This window comes from Clostridia bacterium (assembly GCA_017410375.1).
GTDB lineage: Bacteria > Bacillota > Clostridia > RGIG6154 > RGIG6154 > RGIG6154.
Genome location: JAFQQW010000037.1, coordinates 1 through 21,237, shown reverse-complemented (window position 1 = coordinate 21,237; position 21,237 = coordinate 1). Strand labels below are relative to the sequence as shown.

Genomic DNA, 21,237 nt, shown 5'->3' with positions numbered 1-21,237 from the left:
TGTTCATAGCAAAAACGCATTTATCAAAAGAAAACACGCAAAACTTTGCGTGTTTTCTTCATTTGGTGTCGTTCTTGTAAGTTTGTACAAACTTTGTTTGCCTTTATACTCGCGTTTTTGCGATCCGGACTTTTTTTACATTCCCTTTTACTTATTTTTGATTCCTGTTATCCATTTGATTTTTCCACTTTTGCATACGGCGCTTTCTGCGTTGCTTGCGGATGTTGTGACGTCGCCAGATTTCAAACACCACTACAATGCCTAAAATCCAGAGCGCGATAGTCAGCAATGTTTCGGCAAAGGTTTTTCCTTTTTTTGCCGGTTTTTTCACCTCGGCAGGAAGACTGCCCAACACGTTTCCGTCTTTGTCCAGAACAGATACCTGCTTTTTATTGAATTCATAGGTTAAATCCTCAGAACGCATGCCGTCTAAAAGATAAATACGAATTTCTCCGACCGGTGCATATGTAACATCACCAATTTGTGTTGTACCGATATCCTCAGCCGAGAGGGTCACCGAAGAAACTTCTTCGTTTCCGTAAGTCAAAAGGGCTTCGGTATCGTTAAGCTGGTCGTTTAAAGTAGATGCACCCAGCACAACCGCAATCCATTTTCTGCCGTCTTTTTCCGCATAGGTCACCGCAGTATGCTTTGCCTGCGTGGTGTAGCCGGTTTTACCGCCTTTAGCGCCCAAAGGCTTATAAGAATCCCATATCAGCATCCGATGCTTAGAGGACATGGGTCTTGCCTCATCCTTTTTGTTGGTGGGCGAAATGGTATATTCTTTGTTGCAAAAATATCCCATAAACGCTTCATTTCTGATGGCATTTGCAGTAATTTTTGCGAAATCCAGTGCGGTTGTGTAATGATTTTCATCCGGCAAGCCGTTGGAATTTGTAAAATTGGAACGTTCCGCACCAAACTGCAGAGCCGTTTTGTTCATCAGCTTTGCAAAGGCTTTCATATCTCCCGACACATGCTCAGCCAAAAGGTTAGACGCATCGTTGGCAGACATGAGCATTGCCGCATTTGCCGCCTGCTCCACCGTTAAAATTTCGCCGTAGTCGATGGCAATATTGGTGCTGTCTCTGGGGACTGCATCAATCGCCGCCTCGGACGCCGTAATTTTTTCGTCCGGCTGACAGTTGAGTGCCGCCAGATACACCGTAAGCACCTTTGTGATGCTTGCAGGATATGCTTTTTTATTCATATTTTTCTGATACACAACCTGCTCTGTATCCGCATCCATCAAAACTGCCGAAATACAGTTTAATTCAAGCGGATCCTTTTCCTTTTTTGCCGCCGTTACAGGAAGCATTTCCAAAAGGAGCAGCGTCATCAGAATAAAAAGACATAATTTTTTCAACATTGTTCACCTAACAAATGGATAATCTTTTTCGGGCATTTTTCTACGCATGCGCCGCAACCTGTGCATTTTTGTACATCCACAGTGGCAAAGTTGTCGGTTACCGAAATTGCCTGCGTCGGACAAGCCTTTTCACAAATTTTACAGCCGATACAGCCCACAGAACAGTTGGCTTTCATGATGGCGCCCTTGTCTTTGGACTTACAAAGCACCTGCACCTTTGCGGTTTTGGGCATCAGTTCAATCACGGAGCGGGGACAGGTTTTCGCGCAAACGCCACAGCCTGTACATACGTTGCGGTCAATTTTCGCAATGCCGTTTTCCATGGTGATGGCACCGAATTCACAGGCATTCTGGCAGTCGCCATAGCCGAGACATGCATAAGAGCACATCTTGTCGCCACCCTTTAACGCCGCAATATCCGCGCAGGTTTTAGAACCGTCAAAGAAATATTTGTAAATGGCATTTTCCATGTTGCCCTGACAACGGACAACCGCGCACATTTCTTCTTTTTCCACCGCTTCTACACCCATGATGGCGCACATTTTCTTTAAGCTGTCCGCAGGAACACCGGGACAGGCGGTAATAGGCGCTTGGCCGCTTACAATCGCTGCCGCACAGGCACTACAGCCTGCAAAACCGCAACCGCCGCAATTTGCACCGGGTAAGCATCCGCAGATTTCTTCAATTCTCGGGTCGCTGTCTACGGCAAAAAACTTTGCAGCAATAGCAAGCATGCCACCCAATACCAGACCGATAATGGCAAAAATTATTGCCGGAATTATGTATTGCATTTTTCTTCCTCCCCCCGATTACAAGTTAAAGCTAAGTCCCGTAAACGCCATGGAAATCAGCGCCGCGGAAATCAATACAATGGGGAAGCCCTTTAAAAATTCAGGGATGGGCGCCGTTTCCAGGCGCTCTCTTACCCCCGCCATCAGCACGATTGCCATGGTAAAGCCTAAAGCTGCGCTGAAATTGAAAGCAATTGCTTCAATCAGGGTTTCATATTTTAAGGTATCTACAACCAACAGCACCGCACCGAGTACCGCGCAGTTGGTGGTAATTAAGGGCAGATAAATGCCAAGTGCCGCATACAGTGAGGGCACATATTTCTGCAGAGCCATTTCCACAAACTGAACCAATGCCGCAATGATAAAAATAAAGGCAATGGTTTTCATGTATTCGATTTCAAAGGGAATCAGCACATATTTGTAAACCAGAAATGTTACGGTACCTGCTAAGGTCATAACAAAGGTTACCGCCATACCCATACCAAAGGCGGTCGGAATTTTTTTGGATACCCCGAGGAACGGACAGATACCCATAAAACGGGAGAAAATAAAGTTCTGGGTCAAAATACCGCTGAGCAGAATAAGCAGGATATTAGTCATTTGCTTTTCCTCCTTTGCTCTTGATTAAGTTCATCGCACCAAGCACTAACCCTAAGGTTAAAAAGCCGCCCGAGGGCAAAATAAACATGAGTGCCGGATTTTCTCTGAAGCCTGCAGGCGTTACGGGCAAGCCGCACCAGGTGCCTGCACCCAAAATTTCACGCACGGTAGAAATAATCACCAACGCCAGTGTAAACCCAAGACCCATACCGATGCCGTCTAACACAGACTGCCATACGGTGTTTTTGGAAGCAAAGGCTTCTGCTCTTGCCAGAATGATGCAGTTTACCACAATCAGCGGAATAAATACACCAAGACTTTCGGAAAGGGCAGGCAAATAAGCTTTTAACAACATTTCCACAATGGTTACAAAGGTTGCGATAATAACAATGTATGCCGCAATTCGTACTTTTCCCGGAATGAGCTTACGCAACGCCGAAATAACAGCATTAGAGCAAATCAGCACCGCCATAGCAGAAAATCCCATGCCAATGGCATTGATTACAGAGGTAGTGGTAGCCAAAGACGGACACATACCAAGAAGCAACACCAATGTGGGGTTTTCTTTAATCAAACCCTTCGTCAAATTATAAAATTTGCTCATTTTGTCGCCTCCTCAATACATTTTTTTGCCTCATTTACGGCTTTGGTCACCGCATTAGAGGTAATGGTTGCACCCGAAATTGCCTGAATATCGCTTGCACCGGGAGAATTTTTCACAACAGTAATTTCCCCTGCGGTTTTTCCGCTGTACTGCCCTTTAAACGCATCATCGGTGGATTTTGCACCAAGACCGGGAGTTTCGCCATGGGATAAAATTTCCACGGCGGTTACTTTGCCGTTTACATCCACACCGGTTAATACATTTAAATCTCCGCCGTAGCCGGAGGTAACATTGGATACACAGTATCCAACCACTTTTCCGTCTTTCTTTGCTTCGTAAACGATACCGCTTTCATTGTCCTGCACCACATCGTATGAATCTGCAGGTAAAACGGATTTTAAGGAATTGTTCAGCTTAACAATGTCATTTTGTTCAATTTTTGCTTTGGTTAAGCCGTTTACACCCGAAAGTGCCAGCGCTACAACCACCGCAATGACAATCAGCGTTACAATCATGTTCAAGCTTTCATTCATTTTAGCCATTTTGCTTTGCACCTCCGTATTTTTTATTTTTGGTGCACTTGTCAATCAAAGGCGTTACCACATTCATAATCAAAATGGAGTAACTTACACCCTCGGGCAACGTGCCGAAATGACGAATCACCATGGTCAGTATACCTAGCAAAAATGCGTAAACTATATGCCCTTTTATAGTCATGGGCGAGGTTACATAATCGGTTGCCATAAAGATTGCACCTAAGAACAAACCGCCGGAGAAAATTTCTTCTACACCGTCCAAACCTAAAATGTAGGAAAATACAAAAGCAGTACCAATATAAATCACCGGCACATGCCAGGTAATAACCTTTGTGCAAAGGAGGTAAACAAACCCGATTAAAAGCGCAAAGGCACTGATTTCACCGATACAGCCGGGCACATGACCCAAAAATAAATCCATGTAGCTGTAAGCACCTGCTTCTGCCGCCAAAGGCGTTGCAGAGGAAAGGGTAAAATCGGAGAAATTAAAGATATCTCCTGCCACCGGCTGAATCCATGTGGTCATGGCAACCGGCCAGCATGCCATAAGAAACGCTCTTGCGGCTAAGGCGGGGTTCACAAAGTTGTGTCCTAAACCTCCGAAGAAGCATTTTACAATGATGATGGCAAACACACTGCCCACAGCACCCATCCAAAATGGAGCGGCAGCCGGCATGTTGCAGGCAAGCAAAAGACCGGTTACAATTGCCGAAAGGTCTGTTACGGTTGTTTCTTTTTTAGAAAGCACACAAAATACGTGTTCAGCCAGCACCGCGGTCACACTGCACACAAGCAGCATAATCAGTGCGCGGATACCGAATGCCCATATACCCACAAGCATAGCAGGTAAAAGGGCAATAATTACATCTAACATCAGTTGGCGGGTAGACCGCTCGGAACGCACATGGGGTGCGTATGAAACTATAAGCTTATTTTCCATAACCCTTATCCTTTCTGCTTTACAAGCGCTTTTCCGGCTTTAATGTGCTGAACCATAAACCGTCTTTGCGGACAGGTATAGGCACAGCTGCCACATTCCATACAGTCCATAATGTTGTATTCCTTTAATTTTTCCACATCCTTGGACTCTGCAAAAATACTTAAGAAATTGGGCATTAAGCGCATGGGACAAACCTGAACGCACTTACTGCATTTAATGCACGCACCCTCTTCTTTTCCGTAGGTAGGCGGTTCCTGGAATGCTAAAATACCCGACGTTCCTTTAATAACCGGCACATCAATGTCACTCTGGCTCATGCCCATCATAGGTCCGCCCATAACGATTTTTTTGCAGTGATCCTGCATCAGACCGCAGGCAAGCAACAGCTCTTCAAAGGTTACGCCCACGCGTACACGAAGGTTTGACGGCTTTTCCACCGCATCGCCCGAAACGGTTACCACACGCTCAATCAGAGGCATGTTACAAACCACCGCATTGGCAATTGCCGCACAGGTGTCAATATTATTTACAATCACACCCACCGCAGAGGGCAAACCGCCCGAGGGGACTTCCCGTTTTGTAACCGCTTTAATCAGCTGTTTTTCCGAGCCTTGCGGATATTTTGTTTTTAAGGTTGCCACTTCTACGCCATCATAATCTTTCACGATTTCTTTCATGGTTTCAATGGCATCTTTTTTGTTATTTTCAATGGCAATCACCACTTTTTCTGCGTTGACTGCTTTTTTAACCATCAGTGCACCAATGACAATTTTCTGACCGTTTTCCAACATTTCTCTATGGTCTGCGGTAAGATACGGTTCACATTCTGCACCGTTTAAGATGATGGTATCAATCTTTACATCGGGTGCAGGGGAAAGCTTAACATGTGTCGGGAATGCCGCACCGCCCATACCGGTGATGCCTGCTTCCTTTACCTTTTCCACAATGGTTTTGGGATCTAATTCTTCTATGTACTTTAGAACTTCGTCTTTGCTGACCTTCATATTCCAGGGCTTGATGGTATCAATCAAAGTGTCCTGCCCGTCATTTTCGATAAAAACAGCGTCAGCCACACCGCCACCGGGATGGGGATAGGGTTTAATGTCTGTAACCGTACCCGAAACCGATGCATGTACCGGTGCAGAAACAAAGGATGTTGCTTCACCGATTTTTTGTCCCATTAACACCTTGTCACCCTTTTGTACCAACGGCTCACAGGGTGCACCGATGTGTTGGCGAAGCGGAATGATAACCTGACTGCCCGTTACAAAATTCTGAATGGGCACCATATTGGTTCTTCTTTTTTCATCCCGCGGGTGTATACCGCCCTTAAAGCTTTTAAGCTGCATATGTACGCCTCCTTGTAAAAGCATTTTATTTTTTAATTGAAAAGGGGAAAAGCCCGCAAAATGCGGACTTATCCTATTTATTCTTCAGTTGTTTCCTGCTGTGGTGCTGTTGCTTCTGCGCCTTCTTCTGTCGGTTCTTCTGCTTCCTCTTCATGCTGTGCCAAAGTAATAGAAACAATCTTTTCTTCCTCACCGAGACGCATCAGCATAACGCCCTGGGTTGCTCGACCCATGCGTGAAATGCCGTTTACGGCAGTTCTTATAATGGTACCGCCTGAGGTAATCAGCATAACGTCATCATTTTCACCAATGATTGCCGCGCCTACTAAGCAACCTGTTTTTTCGGTAATCTTGTAGGTCTTGACACCCTTACCTGCTCTGGATTGTACCTTATATTCGTTTGCCGCGGTAACCTTACCCAAGCCGTTTTCGCTGACTAACAGAATTTCTGCTTCTTCGTTGTCAATAACAGCTGCGCCAACCACATAATCCGTATCGGCAAGGTCGATGGCGCGCACACCATGTGCAGTTCTGCCCATGGGACGCACGTCTGTTTCTTTAAAGCGGATGGATTTACCCTCGTGGGTTACCACAAACACCTGATTTTCACCGTCGGTTACCCGAACGGTAATCAACTCATCCTCTTCATTTAAGCCAATGGCATTCAAGCCACCCTTACGGTTGGTATCATATTCAGAAAGGGCAGTCTTTTTGATGGTACCCTTCTTGGTTACCATAGTCAGATATTTATTTTCTTCAAAAGCAGTCAACGGAATGATGGTGGTTACCTTTTCTTCCGGCTGTAATTCCAAAAGGTTAACAATGGCTGTACCCTTTGCATGTCTGCCGGCTTCGGGAATCTGATATGCCTTTAATTTAAAGAGTCTGCCTTTATTGGTAAAGAACAGAACATAATCCTTTGTACGGCATACAAAGAGCTGTTCCACAAAGTCCTCTTCTCGGGTTGCCAAGCCTGAAATACCTCTGCCGCCACGTCTTTGTGCCCGATATGTATCGGATGCTAAGCGCTTTACATACCCAAAATGGGTCATGGTGATTACACTTTCCTCATCTTCAATGAGGTCTTCGTCCTCAATCATATCGATGGCAGGCTCGATAGAGGTTAATCTTTCATCCCCGTACTTATCGCGGATTTCGATCAATTCTGTCTTAATCTGTTCCATCAGCTTGTCATGATCGCCTAAGATTGCTCTGTATTCTTCGGTTCTTGCAAGCAGTTCGTTGTATTCATTATCAATCTTTTCACCGTTTAATTTCTGCAACTGACCAAGCTTCATATCCAGAACGCTCTGTGCCTGAATTTCAGACATGTTAAAGCGTTCCATCAAGCGCTCCTTGGCATCATCATAAGAATTACGGATGACATGAATAACCTCGTCAATGTTATCTAGCGCAATTTTCAAGCCTTCCAAAATATGCATTCTTGCAAGGGCTTTGTCTAAATCATACTGAGTTCTGCGGGTTACAATTTCTTCCTGGAATTCAATAAATCTTGCAAGTACATCTTTTAAGCCTAATGTTCTCGGCTGACCGTTGTCAATCGCCAGCATGTTCACCGAGAAGCTGTCCTGCATACGGGTAAATTTATAAAGCTGATTCAAAACCACCTGCGGATTGGCATCGCGCTTTAAGAAAATTTCAAGACGGATACCTACACGGTCAGAAGAATGGTCATCAATATCCTGCAGACCGTCAATTTTCTTTTCTTTAACCAGCTGAGCGATAGATTCTACTAACATTTTTTTGTTTACCTGATAGGGAAGCTCGGTAACAATAATAGAAGCAGAACCGTTTCTGTGCTCTTCAATTTCAGCCTTTGCGCGTACAATAATTTTACCGCGACCGGTAGAATATGCACTGCGGATACCGCTTAAACCCATAATGGAAGCTTTAGTCGGAAAATCAGGACCTTTAATATGTTCCATCAGCTCGTCTACCGTGATATCGGGGTTATCAATCTGGGCAATAACACCGTTCATCACTTCGGTTAAGTTGTGGGGCGGAATATTGGTTGCCATACCAACCGCGATACCCGAACTACCGTTAATTAAAAGGGTAGGGATACGGGTAGGCAAAATGGTAGGCTCTTGTCTTTTTTCATCAAAGTTAGGGGCAAAATCGACTGTATTTTTGTCAATATTTTCCAACATAAGGTTGGAAATTTTGCTCATTCTTGCTTCGGTGTAACGGTAAGCAGCCGGCGGGTCACCGTCTACCGAACCGAAGTTACCGTGACCGTCTACCAACGGATAGCGCATAGAAAAATCCTGCGCTAATCTTACCATTGCATCATAAACCGAGGCATCACCGTGGGGGTGATACCGACCGATAACGTTACCAACCGTGGTTGCCGACTTAAAGAACGGCTTGTCATGGGTCAGATGGTCATCATACATTGCATAAAGTATTCTTCTGTGAACCGGCTTTAAACCGTCCCGAACATCCGGAAGCGCACGGCTTACGATAACGCTCATGGCATAGTCAATGAACGCTTCACGCATACGCTTTTCGATGTCAACATCCACAATAGTCTGGGAATCTAAATATTCCTCAAAATGGGAATCTTCATATTTTTTATTTTTTGCCATTTTCTTCTAAACTCCTTAAACGTCGAGGTTGGTTACATACTGCGCGTTTTCTTCAATAAATAATCTTCTTGGTTCTACCTCATCACCCATTAAGATGCTGAAAATCTGATCTGCCTTTTCCGCATCCTCTAAGGTCACCTTAAGTAAAATTCTGTTTTTCGGGTCCATAGTGGTTTCCCAAAGCTCTTCGGGGTTCATTTCACCAAGACCCTTGTAACGGCTGATGTCCACTTTTGCGTTTTCATCACCGTCTTTGAATTCTTCGGAAATTTTATCTCTTTCCTCGTCGCTGAATGCAACCTGACTTTTCTTACCTCTTGTGAGCTTATAAAGAGGCGGTTTTGCCAAATATACATGTCCGGTTTCTACAAGCTCGCGCATAAAACGGAAGAAGAAGGTTAAAAGAAGGGTCTGAATATGCGCACCGTCTACGTCGGCATCGGCCATAATAATGACTTTATCATAACGCAGTCTTTCAATATTGAAATCTGCACCAATACCGGTACCGAGTGCCTGGATAACGGGAGTTAACTTATCGTTCCCGTAAACCTTATCCGCTCTTGCCTTTTCTACGTTTAACATTTTACCCCAGAGCGGTAAAATTGCCTGATATTTACTGTCTCTGCCATTTTTTGCAGAACCGCCTGCAGAATCACCCTCGACAATGTAAATTTCGGTCATGGTCGGGTCTTTTACAATACAGTCGGTGAGCTTACCGGGAAGTGTGCTGGAGCCCAAAGGTGTTTTTCTGGTTGCTTCCCTTGCTTTTCTTGCCGCTTCTCTTGCTTCTGCCGCTTTTATACTCTTTTCTACAATGGTCCGTGCAACCGCAGGGGTTTCTTCTAAGAAATCGCCCAGCTTTTCACGCATCATGTCGCTGACAAATTTACGGATTTCCGCATTACCAAGCTTTGTTTTGGTCTGCCCTTCAAACTGTGCTTCCTGCAATTTAACCGAAACAACAGCCCCTAAACCTTCCAAAACATCGTCGCCCGATAAATTTCTGTCTTTTTCCTTTAAAACCTTATTTCTTCTTGCCCAATCATTTAATAAATCACGAAGCGCATTTTTAAAACCGGCTTCATGAGTACCGCCTTCTGTGGTACGGATATTATTGGCAAAGGTTAAAATATTTTCATCGTAATTGGTGGTGTACTGCAACGCGATGTCTACCATATAGGTATCCTTTTCACCGCTGAACGAGATAACATCATGCAAAGTTTCTCTGCCGTCATTAATAAATTCAACAAAGGATGCAACACCGCCCTCAAAGTGCAGTTCATCCTCTCTGCCCTCTGCTTCTTCTCTTAAATCTTTAAGGATAATACGCACACCGCCGTTTAAGAAAGCCTGCTCTCTTAAACGCTTTAAAAGGGTATCGTAATCAAAAACGGTAGTATCAAAAATGGTGGCATCGGGTTTAAAGTCTACTCTTGTACCGTGCTTATCGGTATCCCCTGCAATAGTGAGCTTTCCGTCCGGCTTACCGCGCTGATAGGACTGCTTATGGAGCTTACCATCTTTATAAACCTCAACCTTTAACCATTCGGAGAGCGCATTAACAACAGACGCGCCTACACCGTGCAGACCGCCCGATACTTTATAACCGCCACCGCCGAATTTACCGCCTGCGTGCAGAATGGTAAATACAACTTCTACGGTATCAATGCCCATTTTCGGGTGCAGACCTGTCGGAATACCACGGCCGTCATCCTCTACCGTAATGGAATTGTCGGGATTGATGTTAACTAAGATGTTTTTACAATATCCTGCCAGTGCTTCGTCAATTGCGTTGTCCACAATTTCATACACCAGGTGATGTAAACCGCGCTCTGAGGTTGAGCCGATGTACATACCGGGTCTTTTGCGGACAGCCTCTAATCCCTCTAAGACCTGAATTTGTTCCGCGCCGTATTCATTCTGATTCTGAATCGGGTCCATTTCATCACTACTCCTTTTCCTGTATGTTGTCGTATCTTATTTTTCCATTTTCTATATAAATCAGTTTCGTATCTTTTCTTTTGCCGAAATTTGCTTTGTCGGTACCGGTGATAATTACTTGCTTACCTCGAATTTCATTTAAAAGATATTTTCTTCTGGAAGCATCCAGCTCAGATAAAATATCATCCAATATCAGCACGGGATATTCGCCGTAGCTTTCTTCAACCAACTCTGCCTGTGCCATTTTAACAGCCAGTACTGCAGTACGGATTTGTCCCTGCGACCCAAAATCCCGAAGCTTGATATCCTTTAGGGTAAAATCCAGATCCTCTTTTTGCAGACCTGCGTGACAGATTTTATCAAAAAGCTCTCTTTTTCTTACCCTTTCTAATTTCTGGAGTAATCTTTTTTTAAGCTTTTCTTCATCTGAGGTAAAAGGCACACAGCTCTGATACTCTAAAATCAATTCATCGGGAAGAGATGTGATTTCCTGATTGATACGATTTAATTTTGGCTTTAATGCCTCAATAAACGCATTTCTGTACAGCATAATTTTTGCACCTAAAGTGGCTAAATGCTCGTTATATACATCCAGCATCACATGGTAAGCCGGATTTTTAAGTGCCTTCATTTTACTTTTTAAATAGCGGTTGTATTCACTCAAAAGCTTAAAATAATTAGGCTTTAGCTGAGAAATGGCAATATCCATAAATTTTCTTCTCTCACCCGGACCGTCTTTAATAAAGGAAAAATCCTCTGGTGAAAACATGACTGCCAAAAAAGAGCCGATAAATTCGCTGTTTTTTATATTTTCCACACCATTTCTGGAAATAAAATGCGATTTATCCTTAAAAATGCGGAATTCTGCTTCCATATCCCGACTTTCGGTTTTATAAAAAAGCTTTGCCCTTAAATAGTCTTCTCCTAAGCGAATCATATCCTTTTCTCTGGAGGTGCGGTGGCTTCTTGCGGCAGAAAACAAATAAACTGCCTCTGCAATATTGGTTTTTCCATGACCGTTGTTTCCGTAAATCAGATTCACGCCGGAGGAAAATTCAATTTCCGCTTTTTCATAATTTCTGAAATTCTGCAGACATAGCTTTTCAACCTGCATTTTTATTTGGCTTCCTTTCCAAATGAGAATCTTCTATATGTCTTAAAACCGCAGAAGTGCTGAGTGACGAAAAATAAAGCTTTGTTTTTCCCTGTTCTTCGGTCATGATGCAGGATAAGGGCAATTCCTCTTCATCGCAATATACAATGCTTTCTTCTTTTATATTGAAAATTTCCTGCCCTCTTTTTTTGACCGTAACCGAGTCGATATCCAACACACAAAGAATATCCTCTGTTTCCACTTTAACGGTTTCGCTGAGTCTTATAATCATTATTTCTTTAAAATAACCGGCTGTACCAGATATAAGAACTGTTCACCCTGTACAGGCATCATTTTGATTGCACTTTGCGGTGTAGACAATTCTAAAATAATTTCATCATCGCCCACAGCACCGAAAGCATCCAAAAGAAAATGATTGTTAAAGCCGATTTCCAGATCTCCGCCGCACATTTTTTCAACGGTAAGCTCGTCATGTACTTTACCCGAAAGCGTTACACAATCAATAATTAAATTGTCACCCTCCAGCTTGATTTTAACAGGACTTTTAATGGTTTCCATATTAATTAAAGGAGAAACTCTTTCAAAGGTATGCAAAAGCTTTGCAGACTTCGCCTTTAAACGGATGGAATTCTGAATATTTAAGATATGTTCATATTTAATATATTCTCCTTCAATGGAGCGGGAGAAAATTTTACAGTTTTCAAAGGAAAACAGAATGTAATTTTTAGCAGGGAAAATTTCCACTTCCCCCTCATCTGTTAAAATTTTAAGCAATTCACTTAAAGTTTTAAAGGGCACAACAAACTGATTTTCCACATCACATTCCATATATTTTTCTCTGCGGATGGCAAAACGGAATTTATCTACTGCAATCAAAGATAAAAGCTCACCCTCGGGCTTGAACAGAATACCTGTAAGCACAGGAATTTTTTCATCTTTAGATGTAGCAAAAATCGTCTGCTTAATCATAGAACGCAAAGTTGCACATTCAATTTTAATTTTTTTATCCACATCAAAGGTATTGACTGCAGGAAATTCGTCCGGCTCAAGACCTGCAATTTCAAACACCGAAAGACCGGATGTGATTTTGATTTTATAATTTTCTTTAGAGGCAGAAAAGGAAATTACACTGTCACCGGTTTTGCGGATGATTTCGGAAAACATTCTGGCATTGACCACAAGACGGCCGCTTTCTTCAATGTTTGCATCAAAAGTCGCTTCAATGGCAATGGTTAAATCATTACCTGTGATTTTTACTTCATGCAGTCCCGTTTCAATTAAAAGACCTTCCATAACCTGCACTAAAGGCTTTGCAGCGACAGCCTTTTCTGCACGGTTGATGGCATTTAATAAATCTTCTCTGTTACATGTAAATTTCATAGCATCTCCAACTTTCTTTTCAAAACAAATTTAAAAACGCGAAGCGAAAACAATAATATAAATCTTTATTTATTAGTACTCTATATTATTATATCTGTGAATTCCGCGGATAACTGAATCAAACCTTTTAAGCAAGCCTTTTTTTATGTGGACAGGCTTTCCAATAATTGGTGTACCAATTTTACCATTTTTCGACAAAAAGTACAATGCGGATTCCTGCGGATAAAGTTGTACACCTTGCGGATAATTTTGTACATTTAAATTTTAAGATTCGGTCAGCTTGCTTATAATATCTCTTACTGCTGAAGAGATTTCTTCGTCCTTACCCATCAAATGATTGATTTTTTCTACAGCATGGGAAATGGTGGAGTGGTGTTTACCATATTCCTTTGCCACTAAAGTCACATTTGTATTTTTGACTTTATTAAAGGAAATAAACATGGCCACCTGTCTTGCCTCTGCAATATTTTTTACTTTTTTATCGCTCATGATGTCATCTACCGTAATGCCGAAATACTCGGCAACTTCTTCCTTTACCACATCATGGGTGATGTTTTTATCCAGCTCGGAAAAAATGTAATCCTGCAGAATTCTTTCTGCAACCTCCATGGTTACCGGCTCGATTTTCAGCTTTTCATAAGCCACAATTTTATTTAAAGCACCTTCCAATTCTCTTACATTGGATTTTACATGCTCTGCAATATAGTGAATGACTTCATTGGTTAAAACTACATCGGCTGCGGCAGAATTATTTTTTAAAATTGCATATCTGGTTTCATAGTCCGGCTTTGTAATATCACAAGTCATACCCGACATAAAGCGGGAAACCAGACGTTCATCAATATTCTGGATTTTTTTCGGTGCTCTGTCTGAGGTCAGTACAATCTGCTTGTTGTTCTGATACAATTCATTAAAGGTGTGGAAAAATTCCGTAATGGTTGCTTCCTTACCCGAAATGAACTGGATATCATCCACAATCAGTAAATCTGCTTTTCTGTATTTTTCTCTGAATTGCTCGGTGGTGCGGTTTTGCAGAGAACGTATGTATTCGTTTGTATAGGTTTCCGCAGGCACATAAATGATGTTTGCGGAAGGGTTATTGGTTTTCATGAAGTGACCGATTGCCTGACTTAAGTGTGTTTTACCAAGTCCGGGTCCCCCGTAAATGAATAAGGGGTTATACCCTTGGGAGCCGGGCATTTCCGCAACCAGCAACGAATAAGCATGTGCCATTTTGTTTGAAGAACCTACTACAAACTTATCAAAGGTATATTTTGGATTCAAATTGCTTTCCTTATATAAATTGTTTGCGGGATTCTGATGCAGTGCAGGTGCATCGGATGCAGGTAAGTTTTCATTCGGATCCAGAACATGAATTTCATATAATTTGTTGGTAACTCTTGAAGCATAATCTCTGATGATTTCGGTATAATTATTCTGAATCGCCTTTACGGCTACAGGACTGGGTGCCCAGATATATAAAATTTTATCTTTAAAACAAACTCTTTCAATCGGTCTGATCCATGTTTCATATTGAAAGGATTTGATAATATCGGATTCTGAAATTTGCTGTTTGATTTCACTCCAGGTTTTGTCGTTGAAATCCATCTCCTAAAAACTCCCTTCTTTTTTCTTAACGCGTAAAAACAACCTTTAAATACATTATATATTATAACATACTTTTTTACATAAGTAAAGAGAAACTTTCAAAATAACCGCGTTTTTTTGCGTGAGAGCATTTTTTGTATTTTTAAGTTCAAAAAAATCCTGCACAAAAAATGCAGGATTTTTTAAATTTAAATGAGCTGAAAAGCCTGAATGATATCTTCAATTAAAACACCTTCATTGGTAACCGAATACAAAAAGGTATTTTGAATGGCATCATAATAAAATAAATTTTTATTGACTCTTAAAATATAACAAGGAACTGCCGTGATATTTTTATAACTTTTTGCTTCCAAAGGAATGTAATAGGATTGACTGATTTCTTTAATGGTTGCTTTTTTTGAAAAAGAAGAAGCATCATTGGAGAAAGAAATGATAATCTGAAGAGGTGATAAAATATTGTAATCTGATTTATCCTTGTTTGTAATTTCGTAAATATTACCTTTAATTTTTGTTAAGGTTTTACCGTTTGCATACACTAAAATCGTTGCACCGCTGATTATATAAGAATTATATTTTTGCGTATAAGTATAAATTTTCTCATTTGTTACAGGGTTATGAACCGTTTGTACATGGGAAAGCTGATAAATGCCAAATCCGTTTTTATTTAAATAATGTAAAACAGAATCTGCAGACATTTTTTCAAGGCTCTGATTTACGGGAAGAGAAAAAGTACCGTCTTTTTCATAGGTTACACCTTTAAAAGCTTGTGAAAATGTCTTTTTATCCACTAAAGGATTATAAAGAGTTAAAGTATCCAGCTTTGTGTATGTGTAAGGAAGAATATCGGCAGAAACGGTTACATGATTCCGCTTTGCAATTTCAATGGTATTTAAAACCGATTCTTTTTGCAGAGAATAGCGTCCCGGATGGCCTGCCAGCAGGAAAATCAGAAAAATATTAATAAATAAAAACAAAAAAATCAGTATTTTTTTAGCTTTTCCGAAATTCATAAAAACTCCTTATTTTAAAGGACGTGTCAAGTGGACAGGTAACCCATCTTTGTATAAAATGTCCTGCTCGCCCTGAATCAGAGGCAGAATGTAATCAATCACTTCTGCTTTTACATCATTATTTGTAATCCATTCTGAAGGAATACATTTTTCTAAATTTGCGACTTCCTTAATACAAACCGATTGAATTTCATAGCTGTAAGGTTTGTCAGAGATTCTCTTAAACACCATCATTTCACCGCTTTTTCCCTGCAGAGCAAAGGAAACGGCGGCACAGCCGATGGCAACCGATTCATCAAGGTCTGTTTTTGAGGGCAAGTGCGATGCACAGCGCTGACACACATTTAATTCCACACCGCGTGCTTTATAACCTAATTTTTCACGTACTAAGCCTTCTAAATATTTTGCAGTTCCGCTTAACTGCTTGTGGTTAAACACATCAGTAAGACCCGAGCTTACACTTTCACAGACATATGTACCGTCTTTATAATGAATACCCTCTGAAACACAAACAATAATGTTTCCGTATTGTTCAACCTTTTCTTTTACATCAGCCAAAAAAGAAGCATTGTCAAATTCGTTTTCAGGAAGATAAATCAGGTGGGGTGCAGGTAATTCATCTGTTCTTGCAAGCGCAGAAGCAGCAGTAAGCCAGCCTGCATTTCTTCCCATCATTTCCACGATTAATACAGATTTTAAATCATAAACCGAAGCATCAACAGATACTTCTTTTACAGTTGTTGCAATATATTTTGCGGCAGAGCCAAAGCCCGGCGTGTGATCGGTAACCGGCAAATCATTGTCCACCGTTTTGGGCACACCCATAATTTTCACATCCGAGTTTTTATACAGTGCGTAATCGTTTAATTTATCTACTGTGTCCATAGAATCGTTTCCGCCAATGTAGAAAAAGAAACCGATATTATATTTTTCAAAGGCAGAAAAAATGGTTTTGTATAAAGTTTCGTCCTCGGTATACAAGGGAAGTTTAAAGCGACACGAACCTAAATAAGAAGAAGGTGTCTGAATCAGTAATTTTAAATTTTCTTCCTGCTCAAAAATCGGATTCAATTCTAAAATTTTGTCATTCAAAATGCCGTTTACGCCGTTTACTGAACCATAAACCTTATCAATTTCAGAGGACTGTAATGCGCCTTTGATTACACCTGCTAAGGTTGCATTGATTGCTGCAGTCGGTCCGCCGGATTGTGCAATGATACAATTTTTCATTTTTTTACCTCATTTTGTTATTTTTTGTTAATTTTATTATATTAAAAAGCATGTAAAATGTCAAGAACGAATGATTGACCATTTTTGTACCAGTTTTTCTAATGTAAAGGCTGCATTTGCAGGAGATGTGGATGGCAAACAGATTGCTTCTTTCTTTAAAAGAGGCTTTGTATATTTGTCATAATATTTAAGAGCCGTTTTACCGTTTACATAAATTTGTTTAATAGGAGCAGAATTTAAAATTTCTGTCAGGTCATTGGCAGTTGCATTTTTAATGGTACTGTCAGCACTGCCCGTGATGTCACAGGCACCTATAACATCCCAGAGTGCGATATTGTGTTTGAATAAAAAAGCACGTTTTTCAGGGATGGTTTTTGGCAAAGCATCTTCAAAAACCAAAGCCAAAACCTTCCAGAAACGGTTTTGCGGATGTCCGTAAAAAAAGTTTTGTGCGCGGGATTTGACAGAGGGAAAGCTTCCCAATATTAAAATGGTTGAATTTTTATCAAAAAGAGGCGGAAAAGGATGTTTTATCATGATATTCTCCTAAAAAAGAAGAATCTGCTTAAAAAACAGATTCTTAAATTTTATTTATTTTCTGCTAAACGGAAAGTTTTGTTCAGAGAAAGCTCTGCATTGAATTTCAGCTTTGTATCCTTGCAGAATGTGTGTTTTTTTGAAAGCTCCTTATCAATTGCAGAAAGAGATTCGCGGATAGATTGTTTAATGGAATTAATTTCTTTTTGGAAGCATAAAAGACGTGCTGCCTGCTCATCGTAAGCTGCCTGCAATTTCTGATGCATTTCCTGTTCTTCTGCTTTTGTTTTTTCCTTTAAATCGTCTGCAAAATGCTTTGCATCCACAAAAACAGCCGAAACATCGTCGCTTTTATTCTTCAGTGTTTCTTTTTCCTTTTCCAGCTCGGCAATTTTTTGTTCAAGCTTCAGAACTTTTTGCTCCAGCTCAGTTTTTTCATTTTCCAATGCTTTATATTTTTCTTCTGCTTCATCCTGATAGGCTTTTAATTTTTCCCAGTAATTGGTATCCATTTCTCCGATGAAGGACAAAACCTTTTTTTTGGAATAGCCGAAGAATGATTTTTTTAACTGATTTTCCATAACAAACCGCTCCTTTGTTTCTGCAAATAGTATATCATGAACTGCAGATTTTGTCAATGTAATCTTTAAAGGAGATTCTTCGCCCTGCATAGAACATATAAAAAACGGGGCAGAATTTTCAAAAGATTCTGTCCCGTTACAAATAAAATTATTTCATATAAATTCGTTTGAATTCCTGCAAGCTTTCCACAGGGTCCATGGTCGGACCGTATTCCAAGCCCATTGCACCGGTATAGCCTGCTTCATCAATGGCTTTCATGATGACATGGTAATCATTTTCACCAAACTGAAGCTCATGTCTGCCGGGATGTCCTGCAGAATGCAGATGTGCAATGCAATCTAAGTTGTTGGTTACGGCAGGAATGATGTTACCTTCCATAATCTGCTGATGATAAATATCATACACAACCTTAACCAGCGGATGGTCTACCTCGCGGATAATGTCAAAGCCCTCTAAAGCAGACCAGAGATAATAACCCGGATGATTGAAATAAGTATTTAAAGGTTCAATCATGATGGTAACGCCCGTAGCATCTAAAATGGGTTTTGCTTCTTTCAAAGCGGTAACAATACTTTCATGCTGTTTGGCTCTTTCTTCACCGGTATCTGCACCAACCTGGGTAATCAGACGCTTTGCGCCAACCTTGTTTGCCGCTTCACAGCTTTCTTTTAAGCCTTCCAGCCAGTCCTTTCTCTTTTCGGGATTGGTCATGTTAAATTCTGTGGTGCACATGCTTAAAAGCTCTACACCTGTTTCTTCGCAGGTGTTTTTTACAGCCTCTAAATCCAGGCTTTTCCAGTTATAGGTTTCTGCCGCATCAAAGCCCAGTTCACCGATTTTACGGATACCGTCACAAAAATCAAGCTTGCCGAAAAAGCAGGGTACGGGAATACAAATACGCATAACTAAAAATCCTCCTTATTCAAAAAAAATGGGTTTGCCGGTTGCCATGGATTCTTCTGCCGCAAAGCAAAGCTTTAAGGATTTTAAAGCATCGCTGTAATCTGAGCGGATACCTGAACGGTCACCGGTCAAAACAGCATCTACAAATGCCTTGTCCAGATTGTCGGTCTGTTCATGGTTTCTCTTGTAGTCAATGGTTCTGTCTGCATATTCCAAGGTAACATTGTTTCTTAAATGATAGTCAATAACCACTTCAGGCAAGGTAATGTGCAAACCGCAGGAGGGACGAACGCCTCTGGAATAGCAGGAGCTTGTAAGGGTTGCAGTTACATTGTTTGCAAAAGTAATTAAGCAAACGGAATAGTCATCGGTATCATATTCGGGTTTAGCAGTTACACCGGGTTCAACAATACCGCGGCTGTTTACCGCATAAATTGATTTTGCTTCGCCAAACAGATAACGCAAGCCGTCTAAAAGATGAATGTTTTGTTCAATCAGCTGACCGCCGCAGGTGGATTTTTTCTGCCACCACCAAACACCGGGGATACCGCCTGCCCATCTGCCGTGTACCACACAGCCGGGCTTGTATTTCGAAAGTTCTTCTTTTACAATATCCATAAGATTTAAATATCTGTCCTGCAAACCAACAGAAGTGATCAGATTCTTTTCTTTGATTGCTTTTTCAATTCTGTCTGCCTGCTCTAAATCGAGGGTCATGGGCTTTTCCACAATAAAGGGTAAATCCATTTCGATAGCTCTTTCTTCAATGTCTGTATGTGCGGTTGGTTCTACCGCGATGATTAAAGCATCTAAAGTTTCCTTACTTTCGTTGTCAAAAAGTTCGGTATGGTTTTTATAGATGCGCTTTGCACCCATGCGCTTTGCCGCAGCCTCTGCACGTTCCGGAATGGGGTCGGCAACTGCTACAACCTCAATGTTGTCTAAGGCTTCCAAACCCTGTAAATGGCAATTCATTCTGCCGCCGCAGCCGATTAAACCAAATCTTACTTTTTCCATGATTCATCTCTCCTTTTTTCTCTTGACAAAATTGTCTTTCTTGATATAATTATATTGTAGAAAAAACCAGATGTCAATGAAAAAAACTTAAAAATAATATAAGGATGTTGCTAAAATGTTACATAGCTATGTGGAAATTAAAAAGGATGCCTCGCTTTCGGTGATGCCGGTGACCATTGGACTAAACTTCAAACAAGGTGTTTTAGACCGCCCGAGCGGTTTTGAAGTCAATCAGTTTTTGTGGGTGAATAAGGGAGAATGTCTGGTAGAAACACCCGAAGGCTCACAGATTTTGAAAGAAGGACAATGCTTTTTTTCACGGAGATTAAAACCACACAAATACAAAGGTGTAAACGGAGATTTATACACAGGTTGGGTCAGCTTTCGGGGTGGAGAAAATTTATTAGATGCTTTTAAAATCGGAAACTACTTGGTATTTGACTGTCCATCTTTTTTACAACAATCTGCAAGACAGCTTTGGGAAATATGTTGCTCTGCAGGCAATGCGGCATTACGGTCTGCACACACCAATTTGTGGATGACAGAGCTTTTGTGCGCCATCCAAAACAGCAATCAAACATTAGCAGAACAGGTTTGTAATGTTCTGGAGCGGGATTTTTCCAAAAATCTGACCTTAGAAAAAATCGCAGAAAAGGTACATTATAATAAATACAGCTTGTGTCATGCCTACACAAGAGAAACAGGCGAAAGCATTATGCAGACCTTAAAGAAAATCCGCATCCGAAAAGCCAGGCACATGCTCCGCTACAGTGAGTATGCCATTGAAGATGTGGGTAAATACTGCGGATTTGAAAGCAGCAGCTATTTCATTAAAATTTTTAAAGAGGAAACAGGAAAAACGCCCGGTCAGTACAGAAAAAAGGAGTAAAAGGGGCTGTAAATTTATTACAGCCCTTTTTTAGGGAATAGGAAAAAATGTTTGGAATGGACAAACTGAGCCCAAACCGTGTTGCATCGCGGTTTGGGGTTACCCGAAGGCGTACAAAGGTACGTCGAGAGGCGAAGTTTGTTCATAGCAAAAACGCATTTATCAAAAGAAAACACGCAAAACTTTGCGTGTTTTCTTCATTTGGTGTCGTTCTTGTAAGTTTGTACA

Annotated in this window: 20 protein-coding genes; 1 reads left to right on the top strand and 19 read right to left on the bottom strand. The window is 41.2% G+C overall.

The window, feature by feature from the left end; translation table 11 throughout:
* Positions 1-151: 151 nt before the first annotated feature.
* The 19 genes from IJE10_05180 to IJE10_05090 form a co-directional block, all read right to left on the bottom strand.
* Entirely contained in the window at positions 152-1,366 is a 1,215-nt protein-coding gene (locus tag IJE10_05180) for a D-alanyl-D-alanine carboxypeptidase (protein ID MBQ2967493.1), read from the bottom strand.
* Entirely contained in the window at positions 1,363-2,160 is a 798-nt protein-coding gene (locus tag IJE10_05175; protein ID MBQ2967492.1) for an RnfABCDGE type electron transport complex subunit B, read from the bottom strand. Before IJE10_05175 ends, IJE10_05180 begins: the two co-directional genes overlap by 4 nt.
* 18 nt (positions 2,161-2,178) lie before the next feature.
* Positions 2,179-2,760, bottom strand: coding sequence for an RnfABCDGE type electron transport complex subunit A (locus tag IJE10_05170; protein ID MBQ2967491.1), 582 nt, complete (start codon positions 2,758-2,760; stop codon positions 2,179-2,181).
* Positions 2,753-3,364 (bottom strand): electron transport complex subunit E, encoded by a 612-nt coding sequence (locus IJE10_05165; GenBank protein ID MBQ2967490.1) that lies wholly within the window; start codon positions 3,362-3,364, stop codon positions 2,753-2,755. The genes IJE10_05170 and IJE10_05165 overlap by 8 nt, the downstream gene beginning before the upstream one ends.
* A complete protein-coding gene (locus IJE10_05160; protein MBQ2967489.1) occupies positions 3,361-3,906 on the bottom strand; it encodes an RnfABCDGE type electron transport complex subunit G in 546 nt (181 codons plus the stop codon). Before IJE10_05160 ends, IJE10_05165 begins: the two co-directional genes overlap by 4 nt.
* Positions 3,899-4,840 (bottom strand): RnfABCDGE type electron transport complex subunit D, encoded by a 942-nt coding sequence (locus IJE10_05155; GenBank protein ID MBQ2967488.1) that lies wholly within the window; start codon positions 4,838-4,840, stop codon positions 3,899-3,901. The genes IJE10_05160 and IJE10_05155 overlap by 8 nt, the downstream gene beginning before the upstream one ends.
* 5 nt (positions 4,841-4,845) lie before the next feature.
* Positions 4,846-6,189 carry an electron transport complex subunit RsxC gene (rsxC, locus tag IJE10_05150; protein ID MBQ2967487.1) on the bottom strand — a complete coding sequence of 448 codons (1,344 nt, stop codon included), beginning with the start codon at positions 6,187-6,189 and terminating at the stop codon, positions 4,846-4,848.
* A 77-nt stretch (positions 6,190-6,266) separates the two neighbouring features.
* On the bottom strand, positions 6,267-8,798 hold the full coding sequence (gyrA, locus tag IJE10_05145; protein ID MBQ2967486.1) for a DNA gyrase subunit A: 2,532 nt from the start codon (positions 8,796-8,798) through the stop codon (positions 6,267-6,269).
* 15 nt (positions 8,799-8,813) lie between these two features.
* A complete protein-coding gene (gene gyrB / locus IJE10_05140) occupies positions 8,814-10,739 on the bottom strand; it encodes a DNA topoisomerase (ATP-hydrolyzing) subunit B (GenBank protein MBQ2967485.1) in 1,926 nt (641 codons plus the stop codon).
* A gap of 7 nt (positions 10,740-10,746) precedes the next feature.
* Positions 10,747-11,853: a DNA replication/repair protein RecF gene (recF, locus tag IJE10_05135; GenBank protein MBQ2967484.1), complete on the bottom strand. Its 1,107-nt coding sequence runs from the start codon at positions 11,851-11,853 to the stop codon at positions 10,747-10,749.
* The gene (locus IJE10_05130; protein ID MBQ2967483.1) at positions 11,843-12,124 is read right to left on the bottom strand and encodes a hypothetical protein; all 282 of its coding nucleotides are present in this window, start codon (positions 12,122-12,124) and stop codon (positions 11,843-11,845) included. The genes recF and IJE10_05130 overlap by 11 nt, the downstream gene beginning before the upstream one ends.
* A complete protein-coding gene (gene dnaN / locus IJE10_05125) occupies positions 12,124-13,233 on the bottom strand; it encodes a DNA polymerase III subunit beta (GenBank protein ID MBQ2967482.1) in 1,110 nt (369 codons plus the stop codon). Before dnaN ends, IJE10_05130 begins: the two co-directional genes overlap by 1 nt.
* 264 nt (positions 13,234-13,497) lie before the next feature.
* Positions 13,498-14,841 carry a chromosomal replication initiator protein DnaA gene (gene dnaA, locus IJE10_05120; protein ID MBQ2967481.1) on the bottom strand — a complete coding sequence of 448 codons (1,344 nt, stop codon included), beginning with the start codon at positions 14,839-14,841 and terminating at the stop codon, positions 13,498-13,500.
* Positions 14,842-15,029: 188 nt separating this feature from the next.
* Entirely contained in the window at positions 15,030-15,851 is an 822-nt protein-coding gene (locus tag IJE10_05115; protein MBQ2967480.1) for a hypothetical protein, read from the bottom strand.
* Between the two features lie 9 nt (positions 15,852-15,860).
* Entirely contained in the window at positions 15,861-17,081 is a 1,221-nt protein-coding gene (locus tag IJE10_05110; protein ID MBQ2967479.1) for a 6-phosphofructokinase, read from the bottom strand.
* A gap of 60 nt (positions 17,082-17,141) precedes the next feature.
* On the bottom strand, positions 17,142-17,618 hold the full coding sequence (locus IJE10_05105) for a DNA-deoxyinosine glycosylase (protein MBQ2967478.1): 477 nt from the start codon (positions 17,616-17,618) through the stop codon (positions 17,142-17,144).
* Between the two features lie 50 nt (positions 17,619-17,668).
* Positions 17,669-18,199, bottom strand: coding sequence for a hypothetical protein (locus IJE10_05100; GenBank protein ID MBQ2967477.1), 531 nt, complete (start codon positions 18,197-18,199; stop codon positions 17,669-17,671).
* Between the two features lie 148 nt (positions 18,200-18,347).
* A complete protein-coding gene (locus tag IJE10_05095) occupies positions 18,348-19,103 on the bottom strand; it encodes a TIM barrel protein (GenBank protein MBQ2967476.1) in 756 nt (251 codons plus the stop codon).
* Between the two features lie 15 nt (positions 19,104-19,118).
* Positions 19,119-20,120 carry a Gfo/Idh/MocA family oxidoreductase gene (locus tag IJE10_05090; protein ID MBQ2967475.1) on the bottom strand — a complete coding sequence of 334 codons (1,002 nt, stop codon included), beginning with the start codon at positions 20,118-20,120 and terminating at the stop codon, positions 19,119-19,121.
* 115 nt (positions 20,121-20,235) lie between these two features.
* Between IJE10_05090 and IJE10_05085 the strand changes: the two genes are divergently transcribed.
* Positions 20,236-21,009 carry a helix-turn-helix transcriptional regulator gene (locus tag IJE10_05085; protein MBQ2967474.1) on the top strand — a complete coding sequence of 258 codons (774 nt, stop codon included), beginning with the start codon at positions 20,236-20,238 and terminating at the stop codon, positions 21,007-21,009.
* The last annotated feature ends 228 nt before the right edge of the window (positions 21,010-21,237 follow it).